Raw genomic sequence first — 22,840 nt, 5'->3', positions numbered from 1 at the left:
GGGCGCCGTTATGAAAGGCAAGGAGTCGGTATGAGCAGTAACAATCCGGAGCAGTGGCGCAGCAAACTGAGTACCGAGCAGTTTCACGTTTGCTGGGAGAAGGGCACCGAGCGCCCCTACAGCGGCGCTCTGCTCCACAATCGCAAGAGCGGTGACTACCTCTGCGTCTGTTGCAAGAGCGTGCTGTTTCACTCAGGAGCAAAGTTTGATTCCGGCTGCGGCTGGCCATCATTTGACAAGGCCATCGAGGGGACGGTGAACTACATCGAAGACAGCAGCCACGGCATGAAGCGGGTGGAGATCACCTGCCGCCAGTGCGGCTCCCACCTCGGTCATGTCTTCCCCGACGGGCCGACCGAGACCGGCCAGCGCTACTGCGTCAACAGCCTGAGTCTGGATTTCGATCCCGAAGCCTGAACGGCTGACCCATCGCAATAAAAACGGCGCCTCCATCACGGAGGCGCCGTTTTTATCCGGTTTCCCCGGCGCTCACGCCAGCAAGATGGCAGCCACCACCAGCAAACCAGCCAGTGCCAACACCGGCAATTTCACCACTCGCAACCAATAGAAGCCGATGGCGGCCAGCGCCAGATCGGTCGGCGCCAGCACAGCGCTCTGCCACACCGGTTGATAGAGGGCCGCCAGCAGCAATCCCACCACGGCGGCGTTGATGCCGGTGACGGCTCCCGCCAGACGAGGCCGGGTCAGCCACTGTTGCCAACAGGGGCCGACCGCCCACAGCAGCAGAAAACCGGGTAGAAAGAGCGCCAGGGTCGCCAACAAGGCCCCGACCAGCGGCATCTCGGGCAGCAGCTGGGCACCAAGATAAGTGGCGAGGGTAAACATCGGGCCCGGCACCAGCTGGGCCAGACTGTAGCCGGTCAGAAACTGCTGCTGGCTGAGGGTGTGGCCCACACTCTCCTGTAGCAGCGGCAGTACCACATGGCCACCGCCAAACACCAGACTTCCCGCCCGGTAAAAGTCGGCAACCAGCTGGCCAAGCGGGCTACCGAGCAACGGCAGCCCGACAAAAAGTGCAGCAAACAGCAGCAGGGTCGGCCAATGGGGCTGACGAGCCATGGTCTGACCTGGCTGCCCGACGGCCGCGTGCGTTGCGCCCTCCCCACCCAGCAAGCGAGCACAGATCAGCGCGGCCCCCACCAGCATCAGCAACTGGGTCAACAGGCCGGGCAGCCACCAGAGTGCTGCGGCGGTCGCCACCATGATCCCCTGGGTCAGTAGGGTGGCGCAGAATTGGCGGCTCATGGTAAGTACCGCGTCCGCGACCACGATGAGCGCCAGCAGCTTGAGGCCGTGCAGGGCCGCATCAAGCCACAGATTGGCTCCCAACTGGCCGATACCGATAGCGGCAGCCAGTAACAGCAGGAAAGAGGGAAGCGTGAAGCCGATAAAGGCCGCCAGCGCCCCGCCCAGACCGGCACGCTGGCGGCCAATGGCAAAGCCGAGCTGGCTGGAGGCAGGCCCCGGCAGCAGTTGGCACAGCGCCAGCAGACGGGCAAACTCAGCCTGGCTCAGCCAACCGAGCCGCTGGACAAATGTGCGCTGAAAGTAGCCGATATGGGCGGCCGGGCCGCCAAAACTGATACAGCCGAGCCACAAAAACTGGAGAAAAACCGGTCCCATTACCTCACTCCCATCCCTTCATCACATATCCAGTGGGGATAATATGACAGCCCAATGATCGTTTTATGACAATTCGGCTGATTCGGCCGACACCATTGGCAAATCACTCGGCAAGTAGCAGCGTCCCGCCAGCCAGCAGGCGATGGACTGGCGACTGGCATCGAAATGGGGCTGAGGAAGATCCTGCGGATCGCACCAGATCCAGCCTTCGCACTTTTCCGGCTCCAGCAGTTGCGGCGCCCCATCGGCCCGGGCGTGCAGCGTCACCGAGATATAGTGCAGCCCGCTCTCGCGCCAGGTCTCCAGATTGTTGGTCACCGCCACCACCTCGGGCGCACGGATCTCAAGCCCCGTCTCCTCGGCTACCTCGCGGATCGCCGCCGACTCAAAGCTCTCTCCCAGTTCGAGATGGCCACCGGGAATTGACCAGTAGGGGGCGTGACTCCCCTTGCGTTTGCCAAGCAGTACCAGCCCCTGCCCGTTGGTTAAAATAACGCCGACCCCGACACGGGGATAGAGAGTGGACATCAGACAAGCTCCTCAACAGTGGTATCAAAGCGACCTACCTTAGGCCGGCTGCACAACTACAACAAGCGGCCCGTGACTGACATTCACCTCCCTGCAGCCCAAATCTGGGTGGGCTATCCATAGTGCGACAGCTGAATACCCTATGCACTCAACCAACGGCGGCGAATCGTGCCAAAAAGTGTGATCCCTGCGCCATAAAATGACATCAGCTGCAAGCTTGCTGGTTTTTTTCGCGATCTCGCCAGCACTTTGCCACCTTATTCATGGTGCACTCAGTTTTCTGTTCCCATACTGGTCCTGCAGTTCCAAAAGCACAGTTCCAAAAAAGAGGAGAGACAAGATGCAAACATCATTGGTCGGGCTCTCCATTCTGTGGGGGCTAGCCAGTTTTGGTGTTCAGGGGGATTTCATCGAGAGCCGTGATTCCGTTGCGCCATCCTGGCAAGCCGAGTCCAGAGTGGAGATGGAAGGTTATCTGATTGAAGCGCGAGGTGAAGATCGCTGGTTATTCGACAACGGCAGCGAAAGCCTGCTGGTCTCCCTGCCCGAAGGGCAGTGGGTGCCGACCGGCGAGCGGCTGCGGGTCAGCGGTGAACCGCAGCAAGAACAGGCAGGCTGGCTGCTACAAGTGGCAGACATCAGTCAGGTAAGTGTCTGACCATACCTGCCACCGCTCGCAGTTACCACGACAGCTAGCAAATAGAAAGAGGAGGCCACTGGCCTCCTCTTTCTATTTGCGCTCTTTGCGCACGACTCAACCCGATGGGTTCGGTGGCGGCGGTCTAACCCAATCACGCGCCAGACCAGCCGCCGCCCCGCGCGTGGTGGCTCAACCCAGATGGTTTAGCGGCAGCGCGGTCTTGTGCTTGATACGGCGCAGCACGAAACTGGAACGCACCCCGGTCACCCCCGGAATATGGGTCAGCTTGTCGAGCAGGAAGTGTTGGTAGTGCTCCATGTCGCGCACCACCACCTTGAGCTGGTAGTCGGCATCATTGCCGGTGATGAGATCACACTCCAGCACTTCGGGCAGCTCCTTGATGGCGCGATCGAAACTTTCGAACCGCTCCGGCGTGTGTCTGTCCATGGAGATGTGAATGTAAGCGGTGAGGGTGAGGCCAAGCTGGCGGGCGTTGAGCAGGGTAACGTGGGTGTCGATGAGACCGGCATCCTCCAGCGCCTTGACCCGGCGGGAGCAGGGGGACGGCGAGAGCCCAACCAGCTCGGCCAGTTCCAGATTGCTGATGCGGCCATTCTCCTGCATCAGCTCGAGAATATGTCTGTCTATGCGATCAAGTTTCAGCATTTACCCTTCCTCGTTGCAATGACTAATCCACTTTTCCTAGATTAAGGGTGAACTATTGCAAAAACAACCGAAATTAGTGGTTACTTTGCAACCACTCACCGGCGAGGTAGGGATACTATGGTTACATCTTCCGGTGGCAAAGCAGATACCTGACCGGGTCTCTGCGGTGAAGGACCTTACCGGGTCACACACCCCATCAGCCGTCTCACCTTATCGGGCAACGACGGGCTGGAACGAGAGAACCCCCTCCCCGAAGGCAACAAAGCAGGCATCCCGGCGCCTGCTTTGTTGTTTCTGGCGGTTGCCAGCCACTCGCCATAACTCCGCGCCAGATCACAACCTCACAGCACCATGACGCAGAGTGCTTGCATGCTATTGATAGTTTTGGGACTTTAATCCCCTCTGTCGATGACTATTCAGGGCGACATGGAGGACTGCTGCTCATTGCACAGGCTTCAACCCCGATCCCACCTCGCACCGTTCGCCCCTCAGGAGGAGCTATGAGTGAGTACAAGGCCATCGCGCTGGATATGGATGGCACCCTGCTGACCCGGGATCACCAGATCTCGTCGGCAACCCGGGCGGCACTGGCGCAAGCTCGCGCCCACGGCATCAAGGTGCTGCTGGTGACGGGGCGCCACTACATGACGGCGCGCCCCTTCCACCACGAGCTGGCCCTCGATACCCCCCTCATCTGCAGCAATGGCGCCTATATCTATGATCCGGCGCAGAACAGGATCCTCAGCGGCGACCCGCTGGCGGTTGCGCCGCTCACCGAGCTGCTGGCCGCGGTCAAAGCGCAGCAGATGGGGGCACTGTTTCACCTGAGCGACGGGATCGGCTACCTCGGCTGCGAGGAGCATGTGACCCGCATCCGCCACTGGGCGGCCAATCAGCCGGATCACCTCAAGATCACCCTACTGCCCGCCGCCGATCTGGCCAGCTGGCTGAAGCACCCGATCTGGAAGCTGGAGCTGTTCAATCAGGATCCGGCGCGCCTGCACACCTTTATGGGCGAGGTGGTCGAGCAGATGCCCTTTACCCGCGACTGGGCGGCCCCCTATGCGGTGGAGCTGGTACAACCCGGTTGCAGCAAGGGCAACCGGCTGGCCCAGTGGGCGGCCAGCGAAGGAATTGCGATGGAGCAGGTGGTGGCGTTTGGTGACAACAACAACGACATCAGCATGTTCGAACAGGTGGGGCTGGCGGTGGCCATGGGCAATGCGGCCCCGCAGATCCAGCGCCATGCCCATCAGGTCACGGCCGACCACAACGAGGATGGCATCGCACTGGCGTTGCAGCGCTGGGTACTGCCCTGATCTGACAAGATGCAACATGGCCAGCACGCAGGCTGGCCATGAAGAGAGGGATTAACCGCCGAAGGAGAACTGGATCACCCGATCCGGATAGCGCAGGCGGTTATATTCCCGCCGCAGGGATTCGTAGTGGCGAATGGAACGATCGCGCTTGGCGCGGTAGTAGTCGCGCTGTTCCGTGTTGGTTTCGTTGCGGATGCTACGCTCGAGCCCATCGATATCCCGCTCGGTACGCTCCAGCTCGTCGCTGATCTCCCGCAGGCGGCCAGCCAGTTTGTACTCTTCATAGCCGCGCTGATACTGCTTGAGGAAGCTGGTATCGTTGGGGCATACCCCCAGATAGGCCTGTCCCTCCTTGCCCTTGCTGTAGGCCAGCTCGGGAATGCAGTAAAGCTCCAGCCCCTTGTCATAGCCCCGTTTCCACTCGGCTTCATCCACACGAAGGCCAAACTCGCTGCAAGACGAAACGTAGTCGCGGGTCGCCAGACGGGTTTTTCCCTGGGATCCATCCTGATAACCCAGGTTGTACCAGCTCATGGTGCGGCACTCATCTTCTGACAGGGCGCTGCATCCCGCCAGCAATACCGGCAGGGTCAGCAACAGGATTTTGGGGGACATGAACAGACTCCGGAAAATATAGTGACCAGCATTCTAGAGAGGATAAAAGACCTTAACAAGGGATGGGCGCCCGCGCGGGTTGGCTCCGTTTTTTGATGTGTTTGTCACTATTCGCCACCGTGCCGGACGGGGTGGCCAACCCGCTTTCCTTGTTATCAGCTGCAAGGTAAACTGCGCCATCTTTTAACTGGCGCGCAACAAAAACAATGCAAGTCCTGACCGTCGATTACCGCTCACCCGATGCGGCCCAACGCTTCACCGAATCCCTGCGAACCACCGGCTTTGGCGTGCTGACCAACCACCCCATCCCGAAAGAGCTGGTGCAGTCCATCTACGACAATTGGTATCGCTTTTTCATGAGCGAGCAGAAGCAGGATTTTCTGTTCAACCGCGAGACTCAGGATGGCTACTTTCCGCCGTCGGTATCCGAGGTGGCCAAGGGCCATAGCCAGAAGGACATCAAGGAGTACTTCCACCTCTACCCCTGGGGCCAGATGCCGGCCGAGCTGAAAGAGCAGGCGATGGAGTACTACCGCCTAGCCAACGGGCTGGCCGCCGAGCTGCTCGGCTGGGTCGAGCAGTACACCCCGGACGATATTGCTGCCAACTACAGTTGCCCCCTCTCCTCGATGATCGAAGAGAGCCAGAAGACCCTGCTGCGAGTGCTGCACTACCCGCCGTTCGATGGCACCGAGGTGCCGGGTGCCATTCGCGCCGCCGCCCATGAGGATATCAACCTGCTCACCATTCTGCCCGCCGCCAACGAGCCGGGGCTGCAGGTGAAGGGCTCTGATGGCGAGTGGATGGATGTGCCGTGCGACTTTGGCACCCTCATCATCAACATCGGCGACATGCTGCAGGAGGCCTCTCGCGGCTACTACCCCTCCACCACCCACCGCGTCATCAACCCGACCGGGGGCAGTGCCAGCAAGTCGCGCATCTCGCTGCCGCTATTCCTCCATCCGCGGCCGGATGTGGTGCTCTCCGAGCGCCATACCGCCCACAGCTACCTGATGGAGCGGCTGCGGGAGCTGGGGGTGATCTAGTCAGCAGACGATCACTTGTCAGAGACCAAACCGGAGCAATAGCGCTCCGGTTTTTATTTATTGGCAGGATAGGACGAAAATCAGAATTAAATTAGCGAATCATGCCAATAAATCGCATTTACGTCTGATAACCGTCGTAGTGATTGCGCCGCGACCTCCGTAACATGAGCGCCATTCTGCCCCTGCCAAGGGGGGCACTCGATTGGAGTTCTTATGAAGCAGTCCCAATGGTCATCCCGACTCGGCTATATTCTCGCCGCAGCCGGTTCTGCAGTCGGTATCGGCGCAATCTGGAAATTCCCCTATGTCACCGCCGTCAACGGCGGCGGCGCCTTCCTGCTGGTCTTTCTGCTGTTCAGCTTCACCCTGGGGGTCGCAGTGCTGATGGGGGAAACCCTGCTCGGCAGCATCAGCCGTCGCGGGGTCGTCGGCGCCTTCTCCGAGTTGCTTGGCAAACGCTGGCGCTGGGTCGGCGTCATGGGTCTGGTCTGCACCCTGATGATCTTCAGCTTCTACAGCGTGGTGGGAGGCTGGACCCTGGGCTACACCGGCATGGCTATCTCGGGCCAGCTCAATCAAGGTGATGCCGCCGTCCTGACTGCACGTTTCAATGATTATGTCAGCGGTGATTTCTGGCCCATTCTCACCCACTTGCTGTTTGCCGCCCTCACCTGGATGGTGGTGCAAGGAGGCATTCAGAAAGGGGTGGAACGCACCTTGCGCTGGATGATGCCCACCCTGTTCCTGATGATGTTGATGCTGGTCGCCTTTGGCCTCACTCTGCCCAATGCGATGGAGGGGGTCCGCCACTTCCTGATGCCCGATTTCAGCAAGCTGGGGATGTCCGGCGTGCTCGACGCCATGGGGTTGGCCTTCTTCTCCCTCTCTATCGGTCTTGGCATTCACACCACCTATGGCGCCTATCTGCCGACCAGTGAAGGGGTAGGTCGCTCCAGCCTCTGGGTGGTGCTGCTGGCCAGCATGGTGGCGGTGCTGGCGGGCTTGATGATCTTCCCGGTACTGGCCTCCACCGGCATTGATCCGGCTGCCGGGCCCGGCCTCACCTTTATGACCATGCCAGCGGTGTTCCAGCTGCTGCCCTTTGGTCAGGGCCTGGAGGTGGTGTTCTTCGCCCTGCTGGTCTTTGCTGCGCTCTCTTCGGCCATCTCCCTGCTGGAGCACTTGCAGTGCTTCCTGTGCGAGAGCTGGGGCTGGTCACGCCGCACTGCCTGCAGCGCCATCACGGCTGTGGTGATGCTCAACGGCATTCCGGTCAGCCTGTCGTTTGGCCCACTGCAACACGTCACCCTGTTTGGCAAAACCATCTTCGAGCTGCTGGACTTCGTCACGTCCAACCTGATGATGCCGCTGTTCGGCCTGATGGTGACGTTGTTGCTGGGCTGGAAACTGGGACGCAAAGCATTGCCACAAGGACTCTCGGCCCACTGGCATCACCTGATCATGAATTGCTGGCGCTGGTTGGCCCCCTTGCTGATTGGCGGGATCCTGGTACGCGGTCTGGTGTGACGGTTACTCATCACGGGTGGGCCCATCGGCCCGCCCCTGTGCGACTCTGACCGCATCTACCGCCTGCTGCCAACGGGTTATCTCGCGATCATCTATCCCCTTGGAAAATGCGATGTAGAGACCGGACTGATGGAGCAGCACGCCACTGCTGACAACGCTGCGCCGGGATAGCCCCAGCTTGTCGAGGGTGGCATCCATCACCATCTCGGCCATCGGCAAGGCATCTATTTTGCCCAGCATCAGCCGATCTATCGCCTCCCCGACCGTCTGGTAGCGCACCAGATTGCGATACCCATCCTTGCTCAGCCGTACATCATCGGCATTGCCCAGTACCACCCCGACTCTGGGCAGATCCCGCAGCTGCGCCAGCGAGGTCAGCGGGTAGCGGTTCCCCGGTGCCTGATAGATAAACACCCGATTGATAAAGAGCGGGCCTACCCACTTGAAATGGGACTCCCGCTCAGGGATCCGCTGTACCACGAAAACGCCATAACCGGGCTCGACCCGCGCCATCGCCAATGCCCGTTTGAGCGGGTAAATCCTAATGGGATAGCGCGTCCCCAACTCCTGCTGCACCTCATCGATCAGGCGAATGGCGAATCCGTCGAGCTTGCCGTCGCGGTATTCGGTAAAGGGGGGCAAATCGTGACTCAGCAGGGTTAATCCCGGCTGCGCCGACAAGCTGAGACTGAGCAGCCACCAGAGCAGCACCATCCATCTCATACGACATCCTGTCTCAGGTTTACTCTCGCTGGCGCCATGTCAGGCCTCCCCTCTTCCGTCGCAGCTATGACGATTATCGCCCAGTAAATAACGGCAGGGCAGAAAAGATACCTTCTGACAGCAGGGCCGCACCCTCGGGGGAACCCCATAGGAGGACCATGAATGCCAGACACATAAAAAATTTTATTTTATGTGTCAATTTTTCTTTCCATGGTTTAGGCTGTTTCCTCATTCATTAGTCAGGTTGCCACCTCATGTCTGCCATCCTCGTGCTGTTTGGTCGATTTTTTAGCTCGCAAGAGAGGTGACCTTGCACGCACAGTTTTCTGAATGTTCATTGCAAAGGTCGCCTCGGGCGGCCTTTTTTATGGTCTGTCGTTTATTGCTACTCAGGAGTATTGCTTCGATGTTGTGTTACCCGGAGGTTGTATGAGCCAGGTTCAGTGGTCTTCCCGTCTTGGTCATGTGCTGGCCGCAGCAGGCACCGCGATCGGCCTTGGTGCCATCTGGAAGTTTCCCTATGTGACGGCCACCAATGGTGGCGGTGCCTTCCTGCTGGTGTTTCTGCTGTTCAGCTTCACCCTCGGCGTAGCCGTGTTGGTGGGGGAGACATTGCTCGGTAGCCGCAGTCAGCGCGGGGTACTGGGCGCCTTTCACCAGCTGGTGGGGCCAAACTGGCGCTGGATGGGGTATATGGGGATCCTCTGCGGCTTCTTTATCTACAGCTTCTACAGCGTGGTCGGTGGCTGGACCGTGGGCTATGCCGCACTGGCGATGGCAGGCAAGCTCAACCTGAGCGAAGGCAGCGCCCTGACCACCCTGTTCAACGGTTACGTCAGCGATCCCTTGTGGCCGATCCTCACTCATCTGGTCTTTGCCGGGCTGACCTGGTGGTTTGTGCAAGGTGGGATACAAAAAGGGGTGGAGCGAGCACTGCGCTGGATGATGCCGGCACTGTTCATCATGATGCTGTTGTTGGTGGGAGTCGGCCTCTCCATGCCCGGTGCCATGGCGGGCGTGCGCCAACTGCTGCTGCCGGACTTCTCCATGCTGACTGGCCAGAGCGTGCTGGATGCCCTGGGGCTGGCCTTCTTCTCCCTCTCCATCGGGCTGGGTGTACACACCACCTACGGTGCCTACCTGCCCAATAGCGAAGGGGTGCTGCGCTCCGGGGTTTGGGTGGTCACGCTGGCGAGCCTCATCTCGGTACTGGCGGGGTTGATGATCTTCCCGGCGCTGGCATCGACCGGTATCGATCCCACAGCTGGCCCCGGTCTCACCTTTATGACCATGCCCGCCGTGTTCAGCCATCTGCCGTTCGGTCAGGGGCTGGGGGTAGTCTTCTTCCTGCTACTGCTGGTCGCCGCCCTCTCCTCCTCTATCTCCATGCTGGAGCATCTGGTGCGCTTCACCACCGAGGAGTGGGGCTGGTCGCGCCGTGGCGCCTGTCGGGTACTGACCCTGCTCATCATGGCCTCCGGCATTCCAGTGAGCCTGTCGTTCGGCCCATGGAGCAAGCTGACCCTGTTTGGCAAGACCATCTTCGAGCTGCTCGACTACCTCACCTCCAACCTGATGATGCCGCTGTTCGGCCTGGTGCTGACCCTGCTGCTGGGCTGGCGCCTGGGTGACACCATACTGCCTGCGGGCCTGCCCCCTATCCTGCGCCTGGCGCTGCTCTGGTGCTGGCGAGTGGTGGCACCGCTGCTGATCAGCGGGATCCTGATCCGCGGCATCATGTAACACCTTGCGCACCCTTGCGGGCAGGCCTTGGCCTGCCCTTTTTATTTCTGGCGTTCACTCAATTGCTGGCATCCGCATGGGAAATATGACGGTGGATAGGACTGCAATGGGAGGCCGTGGGGCAATCCCGGAAGAGCAGAATAGCGGAAGTGCTGTGGCGGTGTGGCGGTGTGGCGGTGTGGCGGTGTGGCGGTGTGGCGGTGTGGCGGTGTGGCGGTGTGGCACGATAAGACGTGGAGATCAGCTCGTCATGGCAACAGTGGAATATGCTTGGGGACTGAATTTCAGGCAAAAAAAATCCCCACCTGGGTGGGGATTTTTCTCTGAAACATTGCTACAGATTTCAGCTTTTTCTTACGCTTTTTACTACAAATATGGTGGTCGTTACTGGGATCGAACCAGTGACCCCCTCCTTGTAAGGGAGGTGCTCTCCCAGCTGAGCTAAACGACCTGGGATTCTTGAAATGATGGTGGGTCGTGCGGGATTCGAACCTGCGACCAATTGATTAAAAGTCAACTGCTCTACCGACTGAGCTAACGACCCATCTAAATCATTTTTACCTACAAACTGGTGGTCGTTACTGGGATCGAACCAGTGACCCCCTCCTTGTAAGGGAGGTGCTCTCCCAGCTGAGCTAAACGACCTGGGATTCTTGAAATGATGGTGGGTCGTGCGGGATTCGAACCTGCGACCAATTGATTAAAAGTCAACTGCTCTACCGACTGAGCTAACGACCCATCTAAATCATTTTTTAAACTTTTTACTACAAATATGGTGGTCGTTACTGGGATCGAACCAGTGACCCCCTCCTTGTAAGGGAGGTGCTCTCCCAGCTGAGCTAAACGACCTGGGATTCTTGAAATGATGGTGGGTCGTGCTGGATTCGAACCAGCGACCAATTGATTAAAAGTCAACTGCTCTACCGACTGAGCTAACGACCCATCTAAATCATTTTTACTTACAAACTGGTGGTCGTTACTGGGATCGAACCAGTGACCCCCTCCTTGTAAGGGAGGTGCTCTCCCAGCTGAGCTAAACGACCTGGGATTCTTGAAATGATGGTGGGTCGTGCTGGATTCGAACCAGCGACCAATTGATTAAAAGTCAACTGCTCTACCGACTGAGCTAACGACCCATCTAAATCATTTTTACTTACAAACTGGTGGTCGTTACTGGGATCGAACCAGTGACCCCCTCCTTGTAAGGGAGGTGCTCTCCCAGCTGAGCTAAACGACCTGGGATTCTTGAAATGATGGTGGGTCGTGCTGGATTCGAACCAGCGACCAATTGATTAAAAGTCAACTGCTCTACCGACTGAGCTAACGACCCATCTAAATCATTTTTTTACAAACTGGTGGTCGTTACTGGGATCGAACCAGTGACCCCCTCCTTGTAAGGGAGGTGCTCTCCCAGCTGAGCTAAACGACCTGGGAATTCTGTCTCCACCGAATGGAGAAAATGGTGGGTCGTGCTGGATTCGAACCAGCGACCAATTGATTAAAAGTCAACTGCTCTACCGACTGAGCTAACGACCCTCACCACGACCAGTTCCGACTGCATTACTGCTTCGGCCCTGACGGCGGCCTATAATACGGATTTAAACTCACGGTGCAACAGAAAATTCGTAATTTAAATCCGTTTGCTCACTGCGCGTACACATGCAGGCCGTTTTTACAGTACCGTTACGAAAACAGTGACATACGGCAATGTTACAGCTTGGCCAGACTCTGTTTGGCCAGCTGGGCTGGCGAGGTGTTGGGATAGCCCTTGATCACCTGCTCATAGAAGGATTTTGCTTCTGCCTTCTTGCCATCAAGCTGCGCCAGCATACCCAGCTTCAACAACGCATCGGCACGCTTGGGAGACTTGCTGTATTTGTTAGCCACGGTCGAGAACTGTGCCGCAGCTGCCGTTCGGTCACCTTTGTTGAACAACAACTGGCCGAGCCAGTAGTGCGCATTGGGTACATAACCCGAATCGGGGTACTGCTTGATAAAACCCTGAAAAGCCGGAATGGCCTTGTCGTAGTTTTTTTCTTTCAGCACCATGTTCACCGCAGCGTCATAAGCCTGATTCTCATCCTGATTGGTTGAGTAATTGGCGGTAGCTGCCGGTGTGGCGGGGGTTGCCGGGGCAGTTGCTGCGGGGGCCGCCTGTTGACTGGTCGCAACCTTGTCGAGCTCCTGATAGAGCTGACGCTGACGCTCTTGCGACTGTTCCATCTGGTAGGTCTGTTGCTCCAGCTGACCACGCAGCTCGGAGACCTCCCCTTGCAGGGAGTCGACCTGTTGCTGCAATTCAGCCTGCAGCCGCAGACGGGCATTCAGGGTGCGCTCCAGCAGGGCTACCCGATCATCCAGGCTCCCGGTGGGCACAATGGCGCCAGCATTACTGCCATAGACAGCAGCACTGTTGCCACCACTCAAATCGCTGACCGGCGCCGCGGCATGTGCCGCGACAGCAAATAAAACGGCCATCGAAATGGCCGCTTGCTTATACACAAAATTCATTCGGATCAAACCTTAGTAAACCAGAACCGCACGGCGGTTTTTGGCAAAGGCATCCTCGGTGTGGGTCATATCCAGCGGCTTCTCTTCGCCATAGCTGACGATAGAGAGCTGCTCAGCCTGCACACCCAGGGTTTGCAGATACTTGGCAACAGCCTTGGCACGACGCTCGCCCAGAGCGATGTTGTACTCAGGGGTACCGCGCTCATCGGCGTGACCTTCGATCAGGACTTTAACGCTCGGGCGCTCGCGCAGGTAGCTGGCGTGGGCATCCAGCAGATCAGCGTACTGACCCTGAATGTCGTAGCCGTCAAACGGGAAGTAGATGACGTTATCGCGTTGCAGCGCTTCGAACTTCTGACGCATCTGCTCTTCCGGGGACAACATACCGTTGGCGCCGCCGGTTTGTACACCGCCCATGCCGTCGGTCATACCTGACTCGGCGCCAGCAGCGTCAGAATCAGAAGAGGAGCTACAAGCGGCCAGGGTGAACAGTGGCAGTGCGATGGCCAAACCCTTGAGCAGTTTATTGAGTTGCATGCTTTTTCCTTAAACCTTTATAACAAAACAAAAAACAATTGGATTTTTATCAATTCAAGAAGGGCGACCAAGCTGGTGCACGTATTTCACCGCTACTGGTCGGAAGCACAGCCTTGAAGCGACCATCAGTCGATACCAATGCCAAACTCTTACGACCCTGATAGATGGTGGCATAAATGATCATGCTGCCATTGGGAGCCACACTTGGGGACTCGTCAAGCGCGCTCTGAGTCAGGACCAACTGGGCATTATTTTCCATGTCCTGACGGGCAATACGGTATTGCCCCTGAACACGGGTCACCATCACCATGATTTTGCCATCAGGAGTAATGGATGCACCCTGGTTGGAGTCACCTTCCCAAGTCATCCGGCGAGTCATACCAGTCGCCAAATTTACGCTATAAATCTGGGGTTTGCCACCACGTTCAGAGGTGAACAACAAATTTTGCCCGTCCGGCAACCAGGAGGGTTCGGTGTCGATCACACGGCTGGTTGTAACCCGGGTCAGTTGCTTGCTAGCGACATCAACCACATAGAGGTTCGGCGAACCATCTTTGGAGAGAACGATAGCCAGACGACGACCATCTGGCGACCACTCCGGCGCCCCGTTGATACCACGGAAACTGGTGATCAGGCTGCGCTGCTGGGTGTAGATATCCTGCACGTAGATTTCGGACTTCTGGTTCTCGAAGCTGACATAAGCCAGCTTGCTACCATCCGGCGACCAGGAAGGCGACATCAGCGGCTCGCGGGAGCGCAGCAGGGTCTTCTCGTTGTAGCCGTCGTAGTCGGCGATCCGCAGCTGATACGGGAACTGGGTTCCCTGCTGCACAGAAACGTAAGCCAAACGGGTCAGGAAGGCACCACGCTCACCGGTCAAACGCTCATAGACGATGTCGGAGATGCGGTGGGCAAACTGGCGCATCTGGGCGCCCGGAATAGTCGCCATGCGGCTATCCAGGATGTAACCGTTACTTTCGCCACCTTGTGCCTTGGCCAACTGGCCTTTCAACACGTCGACCAACTCGAAGTTGATCTTGTAAGTGCCATCACCGACTGCAGAGATGGAACCGACCACCACGGCTTCAACCCCTTGGGAAGCCCATGGCGCGAAGTTGATCTCGCCACTGCTGCTCGGGGTCTGTGGCATCTGGCCACGGGCCAGCGGCTTGAACTTGCCACTGCGCATCAGGTCGTTGGAGACCACTTCCGCAATATCCTGCGGCAGTTGTCCATTACCTTCCCATTTGAAGGGCGCAACCGCGATGGGACGTGCGCTATCAATACCGCCGGTGATGACGATGTCCAGGGCCGCCTGGGCACTCTGGCCCAGCAACAAACAGCCAACCAAAGCAAAAAATACTTTTCTGATCATGGCTTAAATACTCGGTTCCAATAAAAATGAGAGGTTAAATTCCTTTCTCAGCGAGATGCTGCCAACCACTGTAAACAACCCCGTTTTATCACGCTTAGATATTCGGTTCTAACTTGAGATTAAATTCCTTCAACATCTCGAATGCCGCAGGATCCTTGGGTACTGGCAGTGAACCCGCCTTCAAGACCGCCGCCTTGCCGGAACGACAAACGGCCGGATCACCCTGACCACCATCGACCGAGATGACAAAGCCAGTGCTCGCAAGACGTACGCCGATAGTACAGGTTTTGCCCCGCATGGTGGGATCCAAAATCATATACCGCTCAACCGTGGCCTTGATGAGGGAGGCATACTTGTCAACCTCACCCTGCGAGGCAGCAGATGCCGCCTGGCTGCGGGCATTGGCCTCAGCGGACAGTTGCTGCTGCATCATATCTTCCATCTCTTTTTGCAGCTTGGCTTGTTCGGCCGCTTTACGCTTGCGCTCTGCCGCGATTTTGGCCTGCTTGTCGGCCTCCGCCTTGGCTTTCTTCTCTGCGTCAGCTTTTGCCTTCTTGTCAGCCTCAGCCTTGGCCTTTTTCTCGGCATCGGCTTTGGCCTTTTTCTCGGCATCAGCTTTGGCTTTCTTCTCGGCGTCGGCCTTGGCCTGCTTGTCAGCCTCGGCTTTTTTGGCCTTGGCCTCTGCCGCCTTGGCTTTCTCTTCAGCCTCTTTCTTCTCTTGTTCCTTTTTCTTCTTCAGCGCCAGCGCCTTGCTCTCGGCTTCGGCTGCTTTGCGCTCGGCTTCCGCCTTCTTGGTTTTCTGCTCTTCCAGCTTGCGCGCTTCCTCGGCTTTCTGGGTCTTCTCTTCCGCTTGCTTCTGCTCAGCGACTTTCTTCTGCTTCTCGGCTTCGGCCTTGCGAGTCGCCTCTTCGGCTTGCTTGCGTTTGGTCTCGGCGATGCGCAGCTGCTCCTGTTTCTGGGCCAGCTCACGTTTGGCGAGATCCGTGTCTTCCTTATCCTTCTCTTTCTCTACCTTCTGGGGCTTGGGCTGAGACTTTTGCTGCTGGATCTGCTTGGCCTGCTCGTTAAGAAAGTTTTCATCGAGCATGACGGCATTGACTATCTGGCCCTTCGATTCGGGCCGCTTCGGTTTACTGAAATCGACCCCGACCAGCAAAATGATGCCAATGATCAGATGCAGCAGCAGCGATGCGATGAGATAACCGGAAATACCACGCTTCACATCCATCTCCGTTAGTTCACCGGATCTGTCATCAGGCCAACCTGAGGCACGCCGGCATTCTTGAGCGCCACCATCAACAGGATCACCTCTTCGTAGCGCACCGCCTTGTCACCGGCGACCACCACAGGGGCATTCTGGTTGATCGCCAGATAGCCCATGGCTTTTTCGGTGATGTATTGCTGCATTGCCTCGGGGGTTCCTGCCGGTACCGGCTCGTCGTCTGCTTCACCAGCCTTGATGACGTATTCACCTTCGGTGTTCACGCTAACAATGAAGGGCGGTTTGGCATCTTCCGGCAACTGCTCGGACTCTGCTTGCGGCAAGTCAACCTTGACCCCCTGGGTGATCACTGGCGTGACCGCCATAAAGATGATGAGCAGCACCAGCATGACGTCGATATAAGGAACCACGTTGATCTCGCACACCTTCTTGCGCCGGATCCGCTGATAGGTTTGCATTACTGATCACCCTGCTGCTGCTGTGCAATTTGGCGGTTCAAAATGGTGGTGAACTCGTCCATAAAGTTGGCGTAGGCGTTCTCCAGCTTTTCTACCTTGTTGGTAAAGCGGTTATAGAAAATAACTGCAGGAATTGCGGCGAACAGACCCATGGCGGTGGCGATCAGTGCTTCTGCGATACCGGGGGCCACCATTTGCAGGGTGGCTTGCTGCACCTGACCCAGGGCGATAAAGGCGTTCATGATCCCCCAGACGGTACCAAACAGGCCGATGTAGGGGCTGATGGAGCCGATGGTCGCCAAAACCGGCAGATTGGACTCAAGCTCATCCACCGCACGGGAGAGAGAGACGCGCATGGCACGATACGTACCGTCCATCACCGCATCCTGACCCCGGGCACCAGCCTTGAGCAAGCGGGCATACTCCTTGAAGCCGGAGTAGAAAATATCTTCCATGCCTTCAATATCATCACGGCGGGAAGAGGACTCCTGATAGAGGCGATTGAGATCGACACCAGACCAGAATCTGTCTTCAAACTGCTCCGAGGCAAGATGGGCGGCCTTGATCACTTTGGAACGCTGGATGATCAATGCCCATGAGACAATTGACATACTCATCAGGGTCATCATGACCAGCTTTACCAACAGACTGGCTTGCCAAAACAGGCCAATAAACGAAATTTCAGCGTGCACTTAACAGCACTCCCTTGATTTTTTCAGGTATTGCAACGGGTTTCATTTGCGGGTGACTGACACAGGCTATCTGTACCATGGCCTGAGTGACCAGTCGCCCATCAGCCGCCAGGATCTGCTGTGAAAAACGCAGGGATGCGCGTTTCACTTCAATCACTTGCGTTATTACATTCAGCAGTTCATTAAAACGGGCCGCCGAGCGGAAATCGATCTCGGTTCGACTCACCACAAACGCGTGTCCCTCCTGCAGCAAGACGTCCTGTTCGACCCCTTTGGCACGAAGAAACTCGGTGCGAGCACGTTCCATAAACTTGAGATAATTGGCGTTGTAGACGATGCCCCCGGCATCGGTGTCCTCGTAGTAGACACGTACCGGAAACTCAAAGACTTCCCCCATAACAATCTGTGATCCATTCGACAGTCAGATGGGGGGCTATCATAGCGCAGGGCTGAATAGGAAAGAAGCAGGGGGAAGCAGGGAAATCCTGCCTCCCCCCGTTTTTTATGAAAGGAAATATGAATGTGTCAGCCAGAGGCCATACAACAAACTGGGCCAGGCAAGCCAGGGGTTGAATAGCACCCGCCCGGGCAGACTTTTCAGATGAAAGCCAAGCCCGTTGAGCAGGCCACAACAGACAGCCCACATCAGCAAGGGAGCCAGCCAATAGCCATGTTCACTGGTATTGGCAGCGATCAGATTGGGGGCCTGTAAAATAGCGACGGCCAACAAGGCCGCCGCGAGTAACATCAACCCCTGCCATGGCTGGCGCTCCAGTGGAGCCGCCAGCCTGGCGAGTCGATCATTTATTGTCATCGATCTGGCGATCCATGTTCTCGGTGTGTTCCAGCCACAGCGCATTGATGATGCCAAATGCGCAGGCCAGCAGCAGACCCAGGATCCAGGTGAAATACCACATATCAGGTCTCCTTCTTAGTAGAGCGATTGTTGGTTGTCTTCAATATGCTTGCTGGTCACCCGGCCAAACATCTTGATGTAAGTCCAGATGGTATAAGCCAGCACAATCGGTACGAAGATCGCTGCGGCCACTGTCATCACCTGCAAGGTGTTGAAAGAGGCGGTAGCATCCCACATGGTCAGACTCAGTGACGGCTCAAGGCTTGAGGGCATCAAGAATGGGAACATGGAGAAACCGGCAGTGAGGATCACACCCGCAATCGCCAGCGAGGAGCTGGTAAAGGCCAGCCAGCCGATGTTCATTCTGGCAAACAGCGCGGTCAGCAGGCTCATGGCAAGACCCAGCACAGGCGCAGCAATCATCCAGGGATAGAGGCTGTAGTTGTTCATCCAGGCACCGGCCTGCACCACCACTTCCTTGTTCATCGGATTGGAGACAGCATCGTTGGCAGCAGCCTTGACGATGACATAGCCATCCATGCCACTTACCCACCAACCTGCGGCAGCAAACAGCACCAGAGTGACCAGAGAGCAGATCGTCGCTGCGGTGCGGGAACGCGCCAGCACCTCACCGTCTGTCTTCATCATCAGCCAGGTCGCGCCCTGGGTCACCAGCATGAACAGACTCACCAGACCAGCCAGAATGCCAAACGGGTTGAGCAGGCCAAAGAAGTTGCCGTGATAGGTCAACATCATGAACTGATTGAACTCGAACGGTACACCTTGCAGCAGGTTACCAAACGCCACACCAAACACGATGGGGGGAACCGTGCTGCCAGCAAACAGTGCCCAGTCCCAGTTACTACGCCATTTGGCATCTGCACGCAGAGAACGATACTTGAATCCAACCGGACGCAAAAACAGCGCCATCAGAGTCAGGATCATCGCGATATAGAAACCGGAAAATGTCGCGGCGTACACCATTGGCCAGGCAGCAAACAGGGCACCACCGGCGGTGACCAGCCATACCTGGTTGCCCTCCCAATGGGGGCCCATGGTGTTAAGCATCACCCGGCGCTCGACATCTTTTTTGCCGACAAAGGGGAGCAGTGTGCCTACCCCCATGTCGAAGCCGTCAGTGATGGCAAAGCCGATCAGCAATACGCCGACCAGAACCCACCAGATGACTCGTAGCGTTTCATAATCAAACATGGTCACTCCCCTTATGCCTTGATCTGTTCAAAGTGATATTTGCCAGTCTTCAGGCTGCTTGGGCCGAGACGGGCATACTTGAACATCAGATACATCTCGATAACCAACAGCACGGTATAGAACAGGCAGATACCGATCAGAGAGAACCAGATTTCAGCAGCAGGCAAGTTGGACACTGACAGCGAGGTCGGCAACACTTCCGCGATAGTCCAGGGTTGACGGCCATACTCGGCCACGAACCAACCGGCTTCGATGGCGATCCACGGCAGCGGGATACCCCACAGCAGCCCTTTGAGCAACCACTTGCGCTCACCGATACGATGGCGCGCACTGTCCCAGAAGGCCAGGCCAATCAGCACCAGCATCAACATGCCGGTAGCCACCATGATGCGGAAGGCAAAGAACAGCGGCAGTACCTGCGGGATGGAGTCATCCACGGCGGCCTTGATCTGCTCGTCAGTGGCATCGGTCACGTTGCTGGTGTAGCGCTTGAGCAGCAGACCGTAGCCCAGATCCTGCTTCACTTCATCAAAGCGGGCGCGGGTGTCGTCAGACTTGTCACCGGCTTGCAGCTGAGTCAGCAGATCGTAAGCGTTCATTCCGTTGCGCACGCGCAGTTCGTGCTCGCTCTTCAGATCCTTCAGACCGGTTACCTGACCGTCCAGTGAACGGGTCGCGATAATGCCCAGCGCATAGGGGATCTTGATGGCGTAGTCGGTGCGCATCTCTTCCTGATTCGGAATACCGAACAGGGTAAACGCGGCAGGAGCGGGTTCAGTTTCCCACTCAGCTTCGATAGCCGCCAGTTTCACCTTCTGTACTTCACCGGTCTCGTAACCGGATTCGTCACCGAGGATCAGCACTGACACGATAGAAGCCATACCAAACGCAGCGGCAATGGCGAAGGAGCGACGGGCAAACGCCACATCACGGCCTTTCAGCAGGTAGTAGGAGGAGATGCCCAGCACAAACATGGCACCGCAGGTGTAACCCGCCGCGACAGTGTGAACAAACTTGACCTGCGCCACCGGGTTGAACACCACGTCCGCGAAGCTCATCATCTCCATCCGCATGGATTCGAAGTTGAACTCGGCACCGACCGGGTTCTGCATCCAGCCGTTGGCAACCAGGATCCAGAGGGCGGAGAGGTTGGTACCCAGCGCCATCAACCAGGTGGCCGCCAGATGCTGATGCTTGCTCAGACGATCCCAACCAAAGAAGAACATACCGACGAAGGTGGACTCCAGGAAGAAGGCCATCAGCCCTTCGATAGCCAACGGGGCCCCGAAGATATCGCCGACATAATGGGAGTAATACGCCCAGTTCGTCCCGAACTGGAACTCCATGGCCAGGCCTGTGGTTACCCCCAAGGCGAAGTTGATACCAAACAACTTACCCCAGAACTTGGTCATGTCCCGGTAGATAGTGTTGTTGGTCATCACATAGACAGATTCCATGATCGCCAGAAGGAAGGCCATTCCCAGCGTCAGGGGTACAAACAAAAAGTGATAAAGAGCCGTCGCAGCGAATTGAAACCGCGATAGGTCTACCACATGCTCAGCAATCATGATGTTTCCTCACCGATTATTGGCACGGCTATTTTAAGTTTTAAGAACAAAGCTTCCGCTGGTGGTTATCGAACAAATCCCGTTGTGAGACACCACAACAAAGCCCCTTCAATAACGACCAATATTAACAACAAGGCAATACATGAGAACAAAAGAAACTAATGTTTAACATTTTCAAAACAATAAGCTTGAATTGATTCTCGCCCATGATGACTGTGGTTTTATATCACCTTTATTTGATTGAAATCAATGTAAAAGGGCCCGCCATAGATGGCTTTGAAAGGCATTTTTAATCTATTTCACGATTATTGACGCGAGCCAGATCACAAAACATGACAAAGCGTAAAACATTGATTTAAATCAATTTAAGAATTTAACATCCCACCACCCCGTTTAATTTGAAAAGCGTGGATAAGGCTCCTTTTTCCATGTTATCCGGGTCAGGCAATCTGATTCGAAAACTCAATTTAAAACTGCAAAGAATGCATACTCATGCGAACCAATTCCACCAACCGAGACATTAGATAAACTAATTTGAAGATTGCAATTTTTCTTGTTTGCCCGGGTCGATTCTAACTCCTACAATGCGCCTCGCAGTGAGGGCATACCCTTGGATACAGGCCGGTTAATCGGGGTTCACGGTACGTATTCGACTATCTATCTGAACCCGTTTATTGGAATCGAAGATGAAAAAGTTTGTTGCTAAAACCATCCGTTACTACAAGCTTTCCTTTGTTCAGCTCTATCAAATGAACCGACTCTAAGAGCTCGCGACGGCTCACCTGTTTATTTTCCGGTCTGTGTCCAGACGCACTCACTGTCTGTGAACATCCACCCTGAATTGTCTTTGCCCACCGCATCTGCCGTGGGCTTTTTTATTGTTGATGAAAAATGATAATAAAAAACCGCCTCTGACGGCGGTTTCACATTCAAACGACTGTTTTTACTTATCATCTGGTCGCTGAAGACCGAAATGCGCATAAGCTCGTGTGGTCGCTATCCGTCCTCTTGGTGTACGTTGCAGATACCCCTGCTGGATCAGATAAGGCTCCAGCACATCTTCGATAGTGTCTTTCACCTCTCCGATCGCCGCGGCCAGATTATCAAGGCCTACCGGGCCGCCCATAAACTTGTCTATCACAGCCAACAATAGCTTGCGGTCCATGAAGTCAAATCCTTCGTTATCGACGTCCAGCATGTCCATCGCGCGGGCCGCAATGGGGCCATCGATCCGGCCATCGGATTTCACCTGGGCAAAATCACGCACCCGCCTTAACAGGCGGTTAGCAATTCGCGGCGTGCCGCGGGCGCGACGCGCGATCTCGATAGCGCCATCCTCGGTCATCTCAAGCCCCAGACAACGGGCGCTACGCGAGACGATATCGGTCAGATCCTTGACGTTATAGAACTCCAACCGCTGGACGATACCAAAACGATCCCGTAGCGGGCTGGTGAGAGAGCCGGCCCGGGTGGTGGCGCCGATCAGGGTAAACGGCGGCAGATCCAGCTTGATGGAGCGGGCGGCTGGGCCCTCTCCGATCATGATGTCGAGCTGGTAATCCTCCATCGCCGGATAGAGCACCTCCTCCACCACCGGACTGAGACGGTGGATCTCATCGATAAACAGCACATCGTTCGGTTCGAGGTTGGTGAGCAGCGCCGCCAGATCCCCGGCTTTTTCCAGCACCGGGCCTGAGGTGGTCTTGATATTGACCCCCATCTCGTTGGCAACGATGTTGGCAAGGGTGGTTTTGCCCAGCCCCGGCGGGCCAAAAATCAGCAGGTGGTCAAGTGCCTCGCCCCGTTGCCTGGCCGCTTCGATAAAGATCTCCATCTGCGCACAGACGGTATCCTGACCGGTATAGTCAGCCAGCTTCTTGGGACGGATCGCCCGATCGATAATCTCATCCTCGCGCTCGGCGCTTGCCGAAATGAGGCGGTCTGCTTCAATCATCAAC

At 56.6% G+C, this 22,840-nt stretch carries 23 protein-coding genes and 12 tRNA genes; 6 read left to right on the top strand and 29 right to left on the bottom strand.

What is annotated here, in order from left to right; genetic code table 11:
* The first annotated feature begins 30 nt into the window (after positions 1-30).
* On the top strand, positions 31-417 hold the full coding sequence (gene msrB, locus ACY8FN_RS07010) for a peptide-methionine (R)-S-oxide reductase MsrB (protein ID WP_463099571.1): 387 nt from the start codon (positions 31-33) through the stop codon (positions 415-417).
* Between the two features lie 72 nt (positions 418-489).
* Here the strand turns inward: msrB and chrA are convergent, their stop codons facing one another.
* On the bottom strand, positions 490-1,644 hold the full coding sequence (gene chrA, locus ACY8FN_RS07005; RefSeq protein ID WP_463099570.1) for a chromate efflux transporter: 1,155 nt from the start codon (positions 1,642-1,644) through the stop codon (positions 490-492).
* 63 nt (positions 1,645-1,707) lie between these two features.
* Positions 1,708-2,172: a nucleotide triphosphate diphosphatase NUDT15 gene (locus ACY8FN_RS07000; protein ID WP_101325825.1), complete on the bottom strand. Its 465-nt coding sequence runs from the start codon at positions 2,170-2,172 to the stop codon at positions 1,708-1,710.
* A gap of 340 nt (positions 2,173-2,512) precedes the next feature.
* Between ACY8FN_RS07000 and ACY8FN_RS06995 the strand changes: the two genes are divergently transcribed.
* Positions 2,513-2,830 carry a hypothetical protein gene (locus tag ACY8FN_RS06995; RefSeq protein WP_101315666.1) on the top strand — a complete coding sequence of 106 codons (318 nt, stop codon included), beginning with the start codon at positions 2,513-2,515 and terminating at the stop codon, positions 2,828-2,830.
* A gap of 171 nt (positions 2,831-3,001) precedes the next feature.
* Here the strand turns inward: ACY8FN_RS06995 and ACY8FN_RS06990 are convergent, their stop codons facing one another.
* On the bottom strand, positions 3,002-3,478 hold the full coding sequence (locus tag ACY8FN_RS06990) for an Lrp/AsnC family transcriptional regulator (protein WP_042023483.1): 477 nt from the start codon (positions 3,476-3,478) through the stop codon (positions 3,002-3,004).
* Between the two features lie 500 nt (positions 3,479-3,978).
* On the opposite strand from ACY8FN_RS06990, the gene ACY8FN_RS06985 reads away from it, so the two are divergent.
* Positions 3,979-4,797, top strand: a complete 819-nt coding sequence (locus tag ACY8FN_RS06985; protein WP_463099569.1) for a Cof-type HAD-IIB family hydrolase — start codon at positions 3,979-3,981, stop codon at positions 4,795-4,797.
* Positions 4,798-4,848: 51 nt separating this feature from the next.
* Here ACY8FN_RS06985 and ACY8FN_RS06980 read toward each other — a convergent pair whose 3' ends face one another.
* Positions 4,849-5,412, bottom strand: a complete 564-nt coding sequence (locus ACY8FN_RS06980; protein WP_463099568.1) for a DUF2799 domain-containing protein — start codon at positions 5,410-5,412, stop codon at positions 4,849-4,851.
* A gap of 206 nt (positions 5,413-5,618) precedes the next feature.
* Here ACY8FN_RS06980 and ACY8FN_RS06975 point away from each other — a divergent pair, with 206 nt between their 5' ends.
* Both ACY8FN_RS06975 and ACY8FN_RS06970 read left to right on the top strand, forming a co-directional pair.
* Complete coding sequence (locus tag ACY8FN_RS06975; protein WP_463099567.1) at positions 5,619-6,458, top strand: isopenicillin N synthase family dioxygenase; 840 nt, start codon at positions 5,619-5,621, stop codon at positions 6,456-6,458.
* 213 nt (positions 6,459-6,671) lie between these two features.
* Positions 6,672-7,985 (top strand): sodium-dependent transporter, encoded by a 1,314-nt coding sequence (locus ACY8FN_RS06970; protein WP_463099566.1) that lies wholly within the window; start codon positions 6,672-6,674, stop codon positions 7,983-7,985.
* Positions 7,986-7,988: 3 nt separating this feature from the next.
* Here ACY8FN_RS06970 and ACY8FN_RS06965 read toward each other — a convergent pair whose 3' ends face one another.
* Positions 7,989-8,708, bottom strand: coding sequence for a substrate-binding periplasmic protein (locus tag ACY8FN_RS06965; protein WP_463099565.1), 720 nt, complete (start codon positions 8,706-8,708; stop codon positions 7,989-7,991).
* A 429-nt stretch (positions 8,709-9,137) separates the two neighbouring features.
* On the opposite strand from ACY8FN_RS06965, the gene ACY8FN_RS06960 reads away from it, so the two are divergent.
* The gene (locus tag ACY8FN_RS06960) at positions 9,138-10,451 is read left to right on the top strand and encodes a sodium-dependent transporter (protein WP_463099564.1); all 1,314 of its coding nucleotides are present in this window, start codon (positions 9,138-9,140) and stop codon (positions 10,449-10,451) included.
* Positions 10,452-10,826: 375 nt separating this feature from the next.
* Here the strand turns inward: ACY8FN_RS06960 and ACY8FN_RS06955 are convergent.
* From ACY8FN_RS06955 to ruvB, 24 genes are all read right to left on the bottom strand, one after another.
* A tRNA-Val gene (locus ACY8FN_RS06955) sits at positions 10,827-10,902 on the bottom strand.
* A gap of 17 nt (positions 10,903-10,919) precedes the next feature.
* Positions 10,920-10,995 (bottom strand) — tRNA-Lys (locus ACY8FN_RS06950).
* A 25-nt stretch (positions 10,996-11,020) separates the two neighbouring features.
* Positions 11,021-11,096 (bottom strand) — tRNA-Val (locus ACY8FN_RS06945).
* Between the two features lie 17 nt (positions 11,097-11,113).
* Positions 11,114-11,189: transfer RNA gene (locus ACY8FN_RS06940), tRNA-Lys, on the bottom strand.
* Between the two features lie 35 nt (positions 11,190-11,224).
* A tRNA-Val gene (locus ACY8FN_RS06935) sits at positions 11,225-11,300 on the bottom strand.
* Positions 11,301-11,317: 17 nt separating this feature from the next.
* A tRNA-Lys gene (locus tag ACY8FN_RS06930) sits at positions 11,318-11,393 on the bottom strand.
* 25 nt (positions 11,394-11,418) lie between these two features.
* Positions 11,419-11,494: transfer RNA gene (locus tag ACY8FN_RS06925), tRNA-Val, on the bottom strand.
* A gap of 17 nt (positions 11,495-11,511) precedes the next feature.
* Positions 11,512-11,587 (bottom strand) — tRNA-Lys (locus ACY8FN_RS06920).
* Positions 11,588-11,612: 25 nt separating this feature from the next.
* Positions 11,613-11,688, bottom strand: a tRNA-Val gene (locus ACY8FN_RS06915).
* Between the two features lie 17 nt (positions 11,689-11,705).
* Positions 11,706-11,781, bottom strand: a tRNA-Lys gene (locus ACY8FN_RS06910).
* Between the two features lie 23 nt (positions 11,782-11,804).
* A tRNA-Val gene (locus tag ACY8FN_RS06905) sits at positions 11,805-11,880 on the bottom strand.
* Between the two features lie 31 nt (positions 11,881-11,911).
* Positions 11,912-11,987: transfer RNA gene (locus ACY8FN_RS06900), tRNA-Lys, on the bottom strand.
* Positions 11,988-12,161: 174 nt separating this feature from the next.
* Positions 12,162-12,962 carry a tol-pal system protein YbgF gene (ybgF, locus tag ACY8FN_RS06895; RefSeq protein WP_042019510.1) on the bottom strand — a complete coding sequence of 267 codons (801 nt, stop codon included), beginning with the start codon at positions 12,960-12,962 and terminating at the stop codon, positions 12,162-12,164.
* Between the two features lie 12 nt (positions 12,963-12,974).
* Positions 12,975-13,499: a peptidoglycan-associated lipoprotein Pal gene (gene pal / locus ACY8FN_RS06890; protein WP_042019509.1), complete on the bottom strand. Its 525-nt coding sequence runs from the start codon at positions 13,497-13,499 to the stop codon at positions 12,975-12,977.
* A gap of 49 nt (positions 13,500-13,548) precedes the next feature.
* A complete protein-coding gene (gene tolB / locus ACY8FN_RS06885; RefSeq protein ID WP_101315682.1) occupies positions 13,549-14,874 on the bottom strand; it encodes a Tol-Pal system beta propeller repeat protein TolB in 1,326 nt (441 codons plus the stop codon).
* A 94-nt stretch (positions 14,875-14,968) separates the two neighbouring features.
* Positions 14,969-16,102 carry a cell envelope integrity protein TolA gene (gene tolA / locus ACY8FN_RS06880; RefSeq protein WP_463099563.1) on the bottom strand — a complete coding sequence of 378 codons (1,134 nt, stop codon included), beginning with the start codon at positions 16,100-16,102 and terminating at the stop codon, positions 14,969-14,971.
* Positions 16,103-16,107: 5 nt separating this feature from the next.
* The gene (gene tolR, locus ACY8FN_RS06875) at positions 16,108-16,554 is read right to left on the bottom strand and encodes a protein TolR (protein ID WP_042019505.1); all 447 of its coding nucleotides are present in this window, start codon (positions 16,552-16,554) and stop codon (positions 16,108-16,110) included.
* Complete coding sequence (gene tolQ, locus ACY8FN_RS06870; protein WP_042019503.1) at positions 16,554-17,246, bottom strand: protein TolQ; 693 nt, start codon at positions 17,244-17,246, stop codon at positions 16,554-16,556. Before tolQ ends, tolR begins: the two co-directional genes overlap by 1 nt.
* Positions 17,236-17,643 (bottom strand): tol-pal system-associated acyl-CoA thioesterase, encoded by a 408-nt coding sequence (gene ybgC / locus ACY8FN_RS06865; RefSeq protein WP_101315686.1) that lies wholly within the window; start codon positions 17,641-17,643, stop codon positions 17,236-17,238. The genes tolQ and ybgC overlap by 11 nt, the downstream gene beginning before the upstream one ends.
* 105 nt (positions 17,644-17,748) lie before the next feature.
* Entirely contained in the window at positions 17,749-18,060 is a 312-nt protein-coding gene (locus ACY8FN_RS06860) for a cyd operon YbgE family protein (protein WP_042019501.1), read from the bottom strand.
* A complete protein-coding gene (gene cydX, locus ACY8FN_RS06855; RefSeq protein WP_042019500.1) occupies positions 18,047-18,163 on the bottom strand; it encodes a cytochrome bd-I oxidase subunit CydX in 117 nt (38 codons plus the stop codon). Before cydX ends, ACY8FN_RS06860 begins: the two co-directional genes overlap by 14 nt.
* Before the next feature lie 14 nt (positions 18,164-18,177).
* Positions 18,178-19,314: a cytochrome d ubiquinol oxidase subunit II gene (gene cydB, locus ACY8FN_RS06850; RefSeq protein WP_101325845.1), complete on the bottom strand. Its 1,137-nt coding sequence runs from the start codon at positions 19,312-19,314 to the stop codon at positions 18,178-18,180.
* Between the two features lie 11 nt (positions 19,315-19,325).
* Entirely contained in the window at positions 19,326-20,882 is a 1,557-nt protein-coding gene (locus tag ACY8FN_RS06845; RefSeq protein ID WP_139729187.1) for a cytochrome ubiquinol oxidase subunit I, read from the bottom strand.
* Positions 20,883-21,825: 943 nt separating this feature from the next.
* Positions 21,826-22,836, bottom strand: coding sequence for a Holliday junction branch migration DNA helicase RuvB (ruvB, locus tag ACY8FN_RS06840; protein WP_042019494.1), 1,011 nt, complete (start codon positions 22,834-22,836; stop codon positions 21,826-21,828).
* Positions 22,837-22,840: the final 4 nt, after the last annotated feature.

This window comes from Aeromonas sp. 160P (assembly GCF_055193095.1).
Note: the sequence above shows the minus strand (reverse complement) of the source record. Positions and strands in the feature narration are given on the sequence as shown.

Excerpts from the sequence above, each read along its gene's own strand:
- tolB (WP_101315682.1), bottom strand. The coding sequence starts at position 14,874 with ATGATCAGAAAAGTATTTTTTGCTTTGGTTGGCTGTTTGTTGCTGGGC.
- ACY8FN_RS06970 (WP_463099566.1), top strand. The coding sequence starts at position 6,672 with ATGAAGCAGTCCCAATGGTCATCCCGACTCGGCTATATTCTCGCCGCA.
- ruvB (WP_042019494.1), bottom strand. The coding sequence starts at position 22,836 with ATGATTGAAGCAGACCGCCTCATTTCGGCAAGCGCCGAGCGCGAGGAT.
- ybgF (WP_042019510.1), bottom strand. The coding sequence starts at position 12,962 with ATGAATTTTGTGTATAAGCAAGCGGCCATTTCGATGGCCGTTTTATTT.
- chrA (WP_463099570.1), bottom strand. The coding sequence starts at position 1,644 with ATGGGACCGGTTTTTCTCCAGTTTTTGTGGCTCGGCTGTATCAGTTTT.
- tolA (WP_463099563.1), bottom strand. The coding sequence starts at position 16,102 with ATGGATGTGAAGCGTGGTATTTCCGGTTATCTCATCGCATCGCTGCTG.
- tolR (WP_042019505.1), bottom strand. The coding sequence starts at position 16,554 with ATGCAAACCTATCAGCGGATCCGGCGCAAGAAGGTGTGCGAGATCAAC.
- ACY8FN_RS06975 (WP_463099567.1), top strand. The coding sequence starts at position 5,619 with ATGCAAGTCCTGACCGTCGATTACCGCTCACCCGATGCGGCCCAACGC.
- ACY8FN_RS06990 (WP_042023483.1), bottom strand. The coding sequence starts at position 3,478 with ATGCTGAAACTTGATCGCATAGACAGACATATTCTCGAGCTGATGCAG.
- msrB (WP_463099571.1), top strand. The coding sequence starts at position 31 with ATGAGCAGTAACAATCCGGAGCAGTGGCGCAGCAAACTGAGTACCGAG.
- ACY8FN_RS06985 (WP_463099569.1), top strand. The coding sequence starts at position 3,979 with ATGAGTGAGTACAAGGCCATCGCGCTGGATATGGATGGCACCCTGCTG.
- cydB (WP_101325845.1), bottom strand. The coding sequence starts at position 19,314 with ATGTTTGATTATGAAACGCTACGAGTCATCTGGTGGGTTCTGGTCGGC.
- ACY8FN_RS06845 (WP_139729187.1), bottom strand. The coding sequence starts at position 20,882 with ATGATTGCTGAGCATGTGGTAGACCTATCGCGGTTTCAATTCGCTGCG.
- ybgC (WP_101315686.1), bottom strand. The coding sequence starts at position 17,643 with ATGGGGGAAGTCTTTGAGTTTCCGGTACGTGTCTACTACGAGGACACC.
- ACY8FN_RS06960 (WP_463099564.1), top strand. The coding sequence starts at position 9,138 with ATGAGCCAGGTTCAGTGGTCTTCCCGTCTTGGTCATGTGCTGGCCGCA.
- ACY8FN_RS06995 (WP_101315666.1), top strand. The coding sequence starts at position 2,513 with ATGCAAACATCATTGGTCGGGCTCTCCATTCTGTGGGGGCTAGCCAGT.
- ACY8FN_RS07000 (WP_101325825.1), bottom strand. The coding sequence starts at position 2,172 with ATGTCCACTCTCTATCCCCGTGTCGGGGTCGGCGTTATTTTAACCAAC.
- ACY8FN_RS06965 (WP_463099565.1), bottom strand. The coding sequence starts at position 8,708 with ATGAGATGGATGGTGCTGCTCTGGTGGCTGCTCAGTCTCAGCTTGTCG.
- ACY8FN_RS06980 (WP_463099568.1), bottom strand. The coding sequence starts at position 5,412 with ATGTCCCCCAAAATCCTGTTGCTGACCCTGCCGGTATTGCTGGCGGGA.
- pal (WP_042019509.1), bottom strand. The coding sequence starts at position 13,499 with ATGCAACTCAATAAACTGCTCAAGGGTTTGGCCATCGCACTGCCACTG.
- cydX (WP_042019500.1), bottom strand. The coding sequence starts at position 18,163 with ATGTGGTATTTCACCTGGATCCTGGGTCTGCTGCTGGCCTGCGCATTT.
- ACY8FN_RS06860 (WP_042019501.1), bottom strand. The coding sequence starts at position 18,060 with ATGACAATAAATGATCGACTCGCCAGGCTGGCGGCTCCACTGGAGCGC.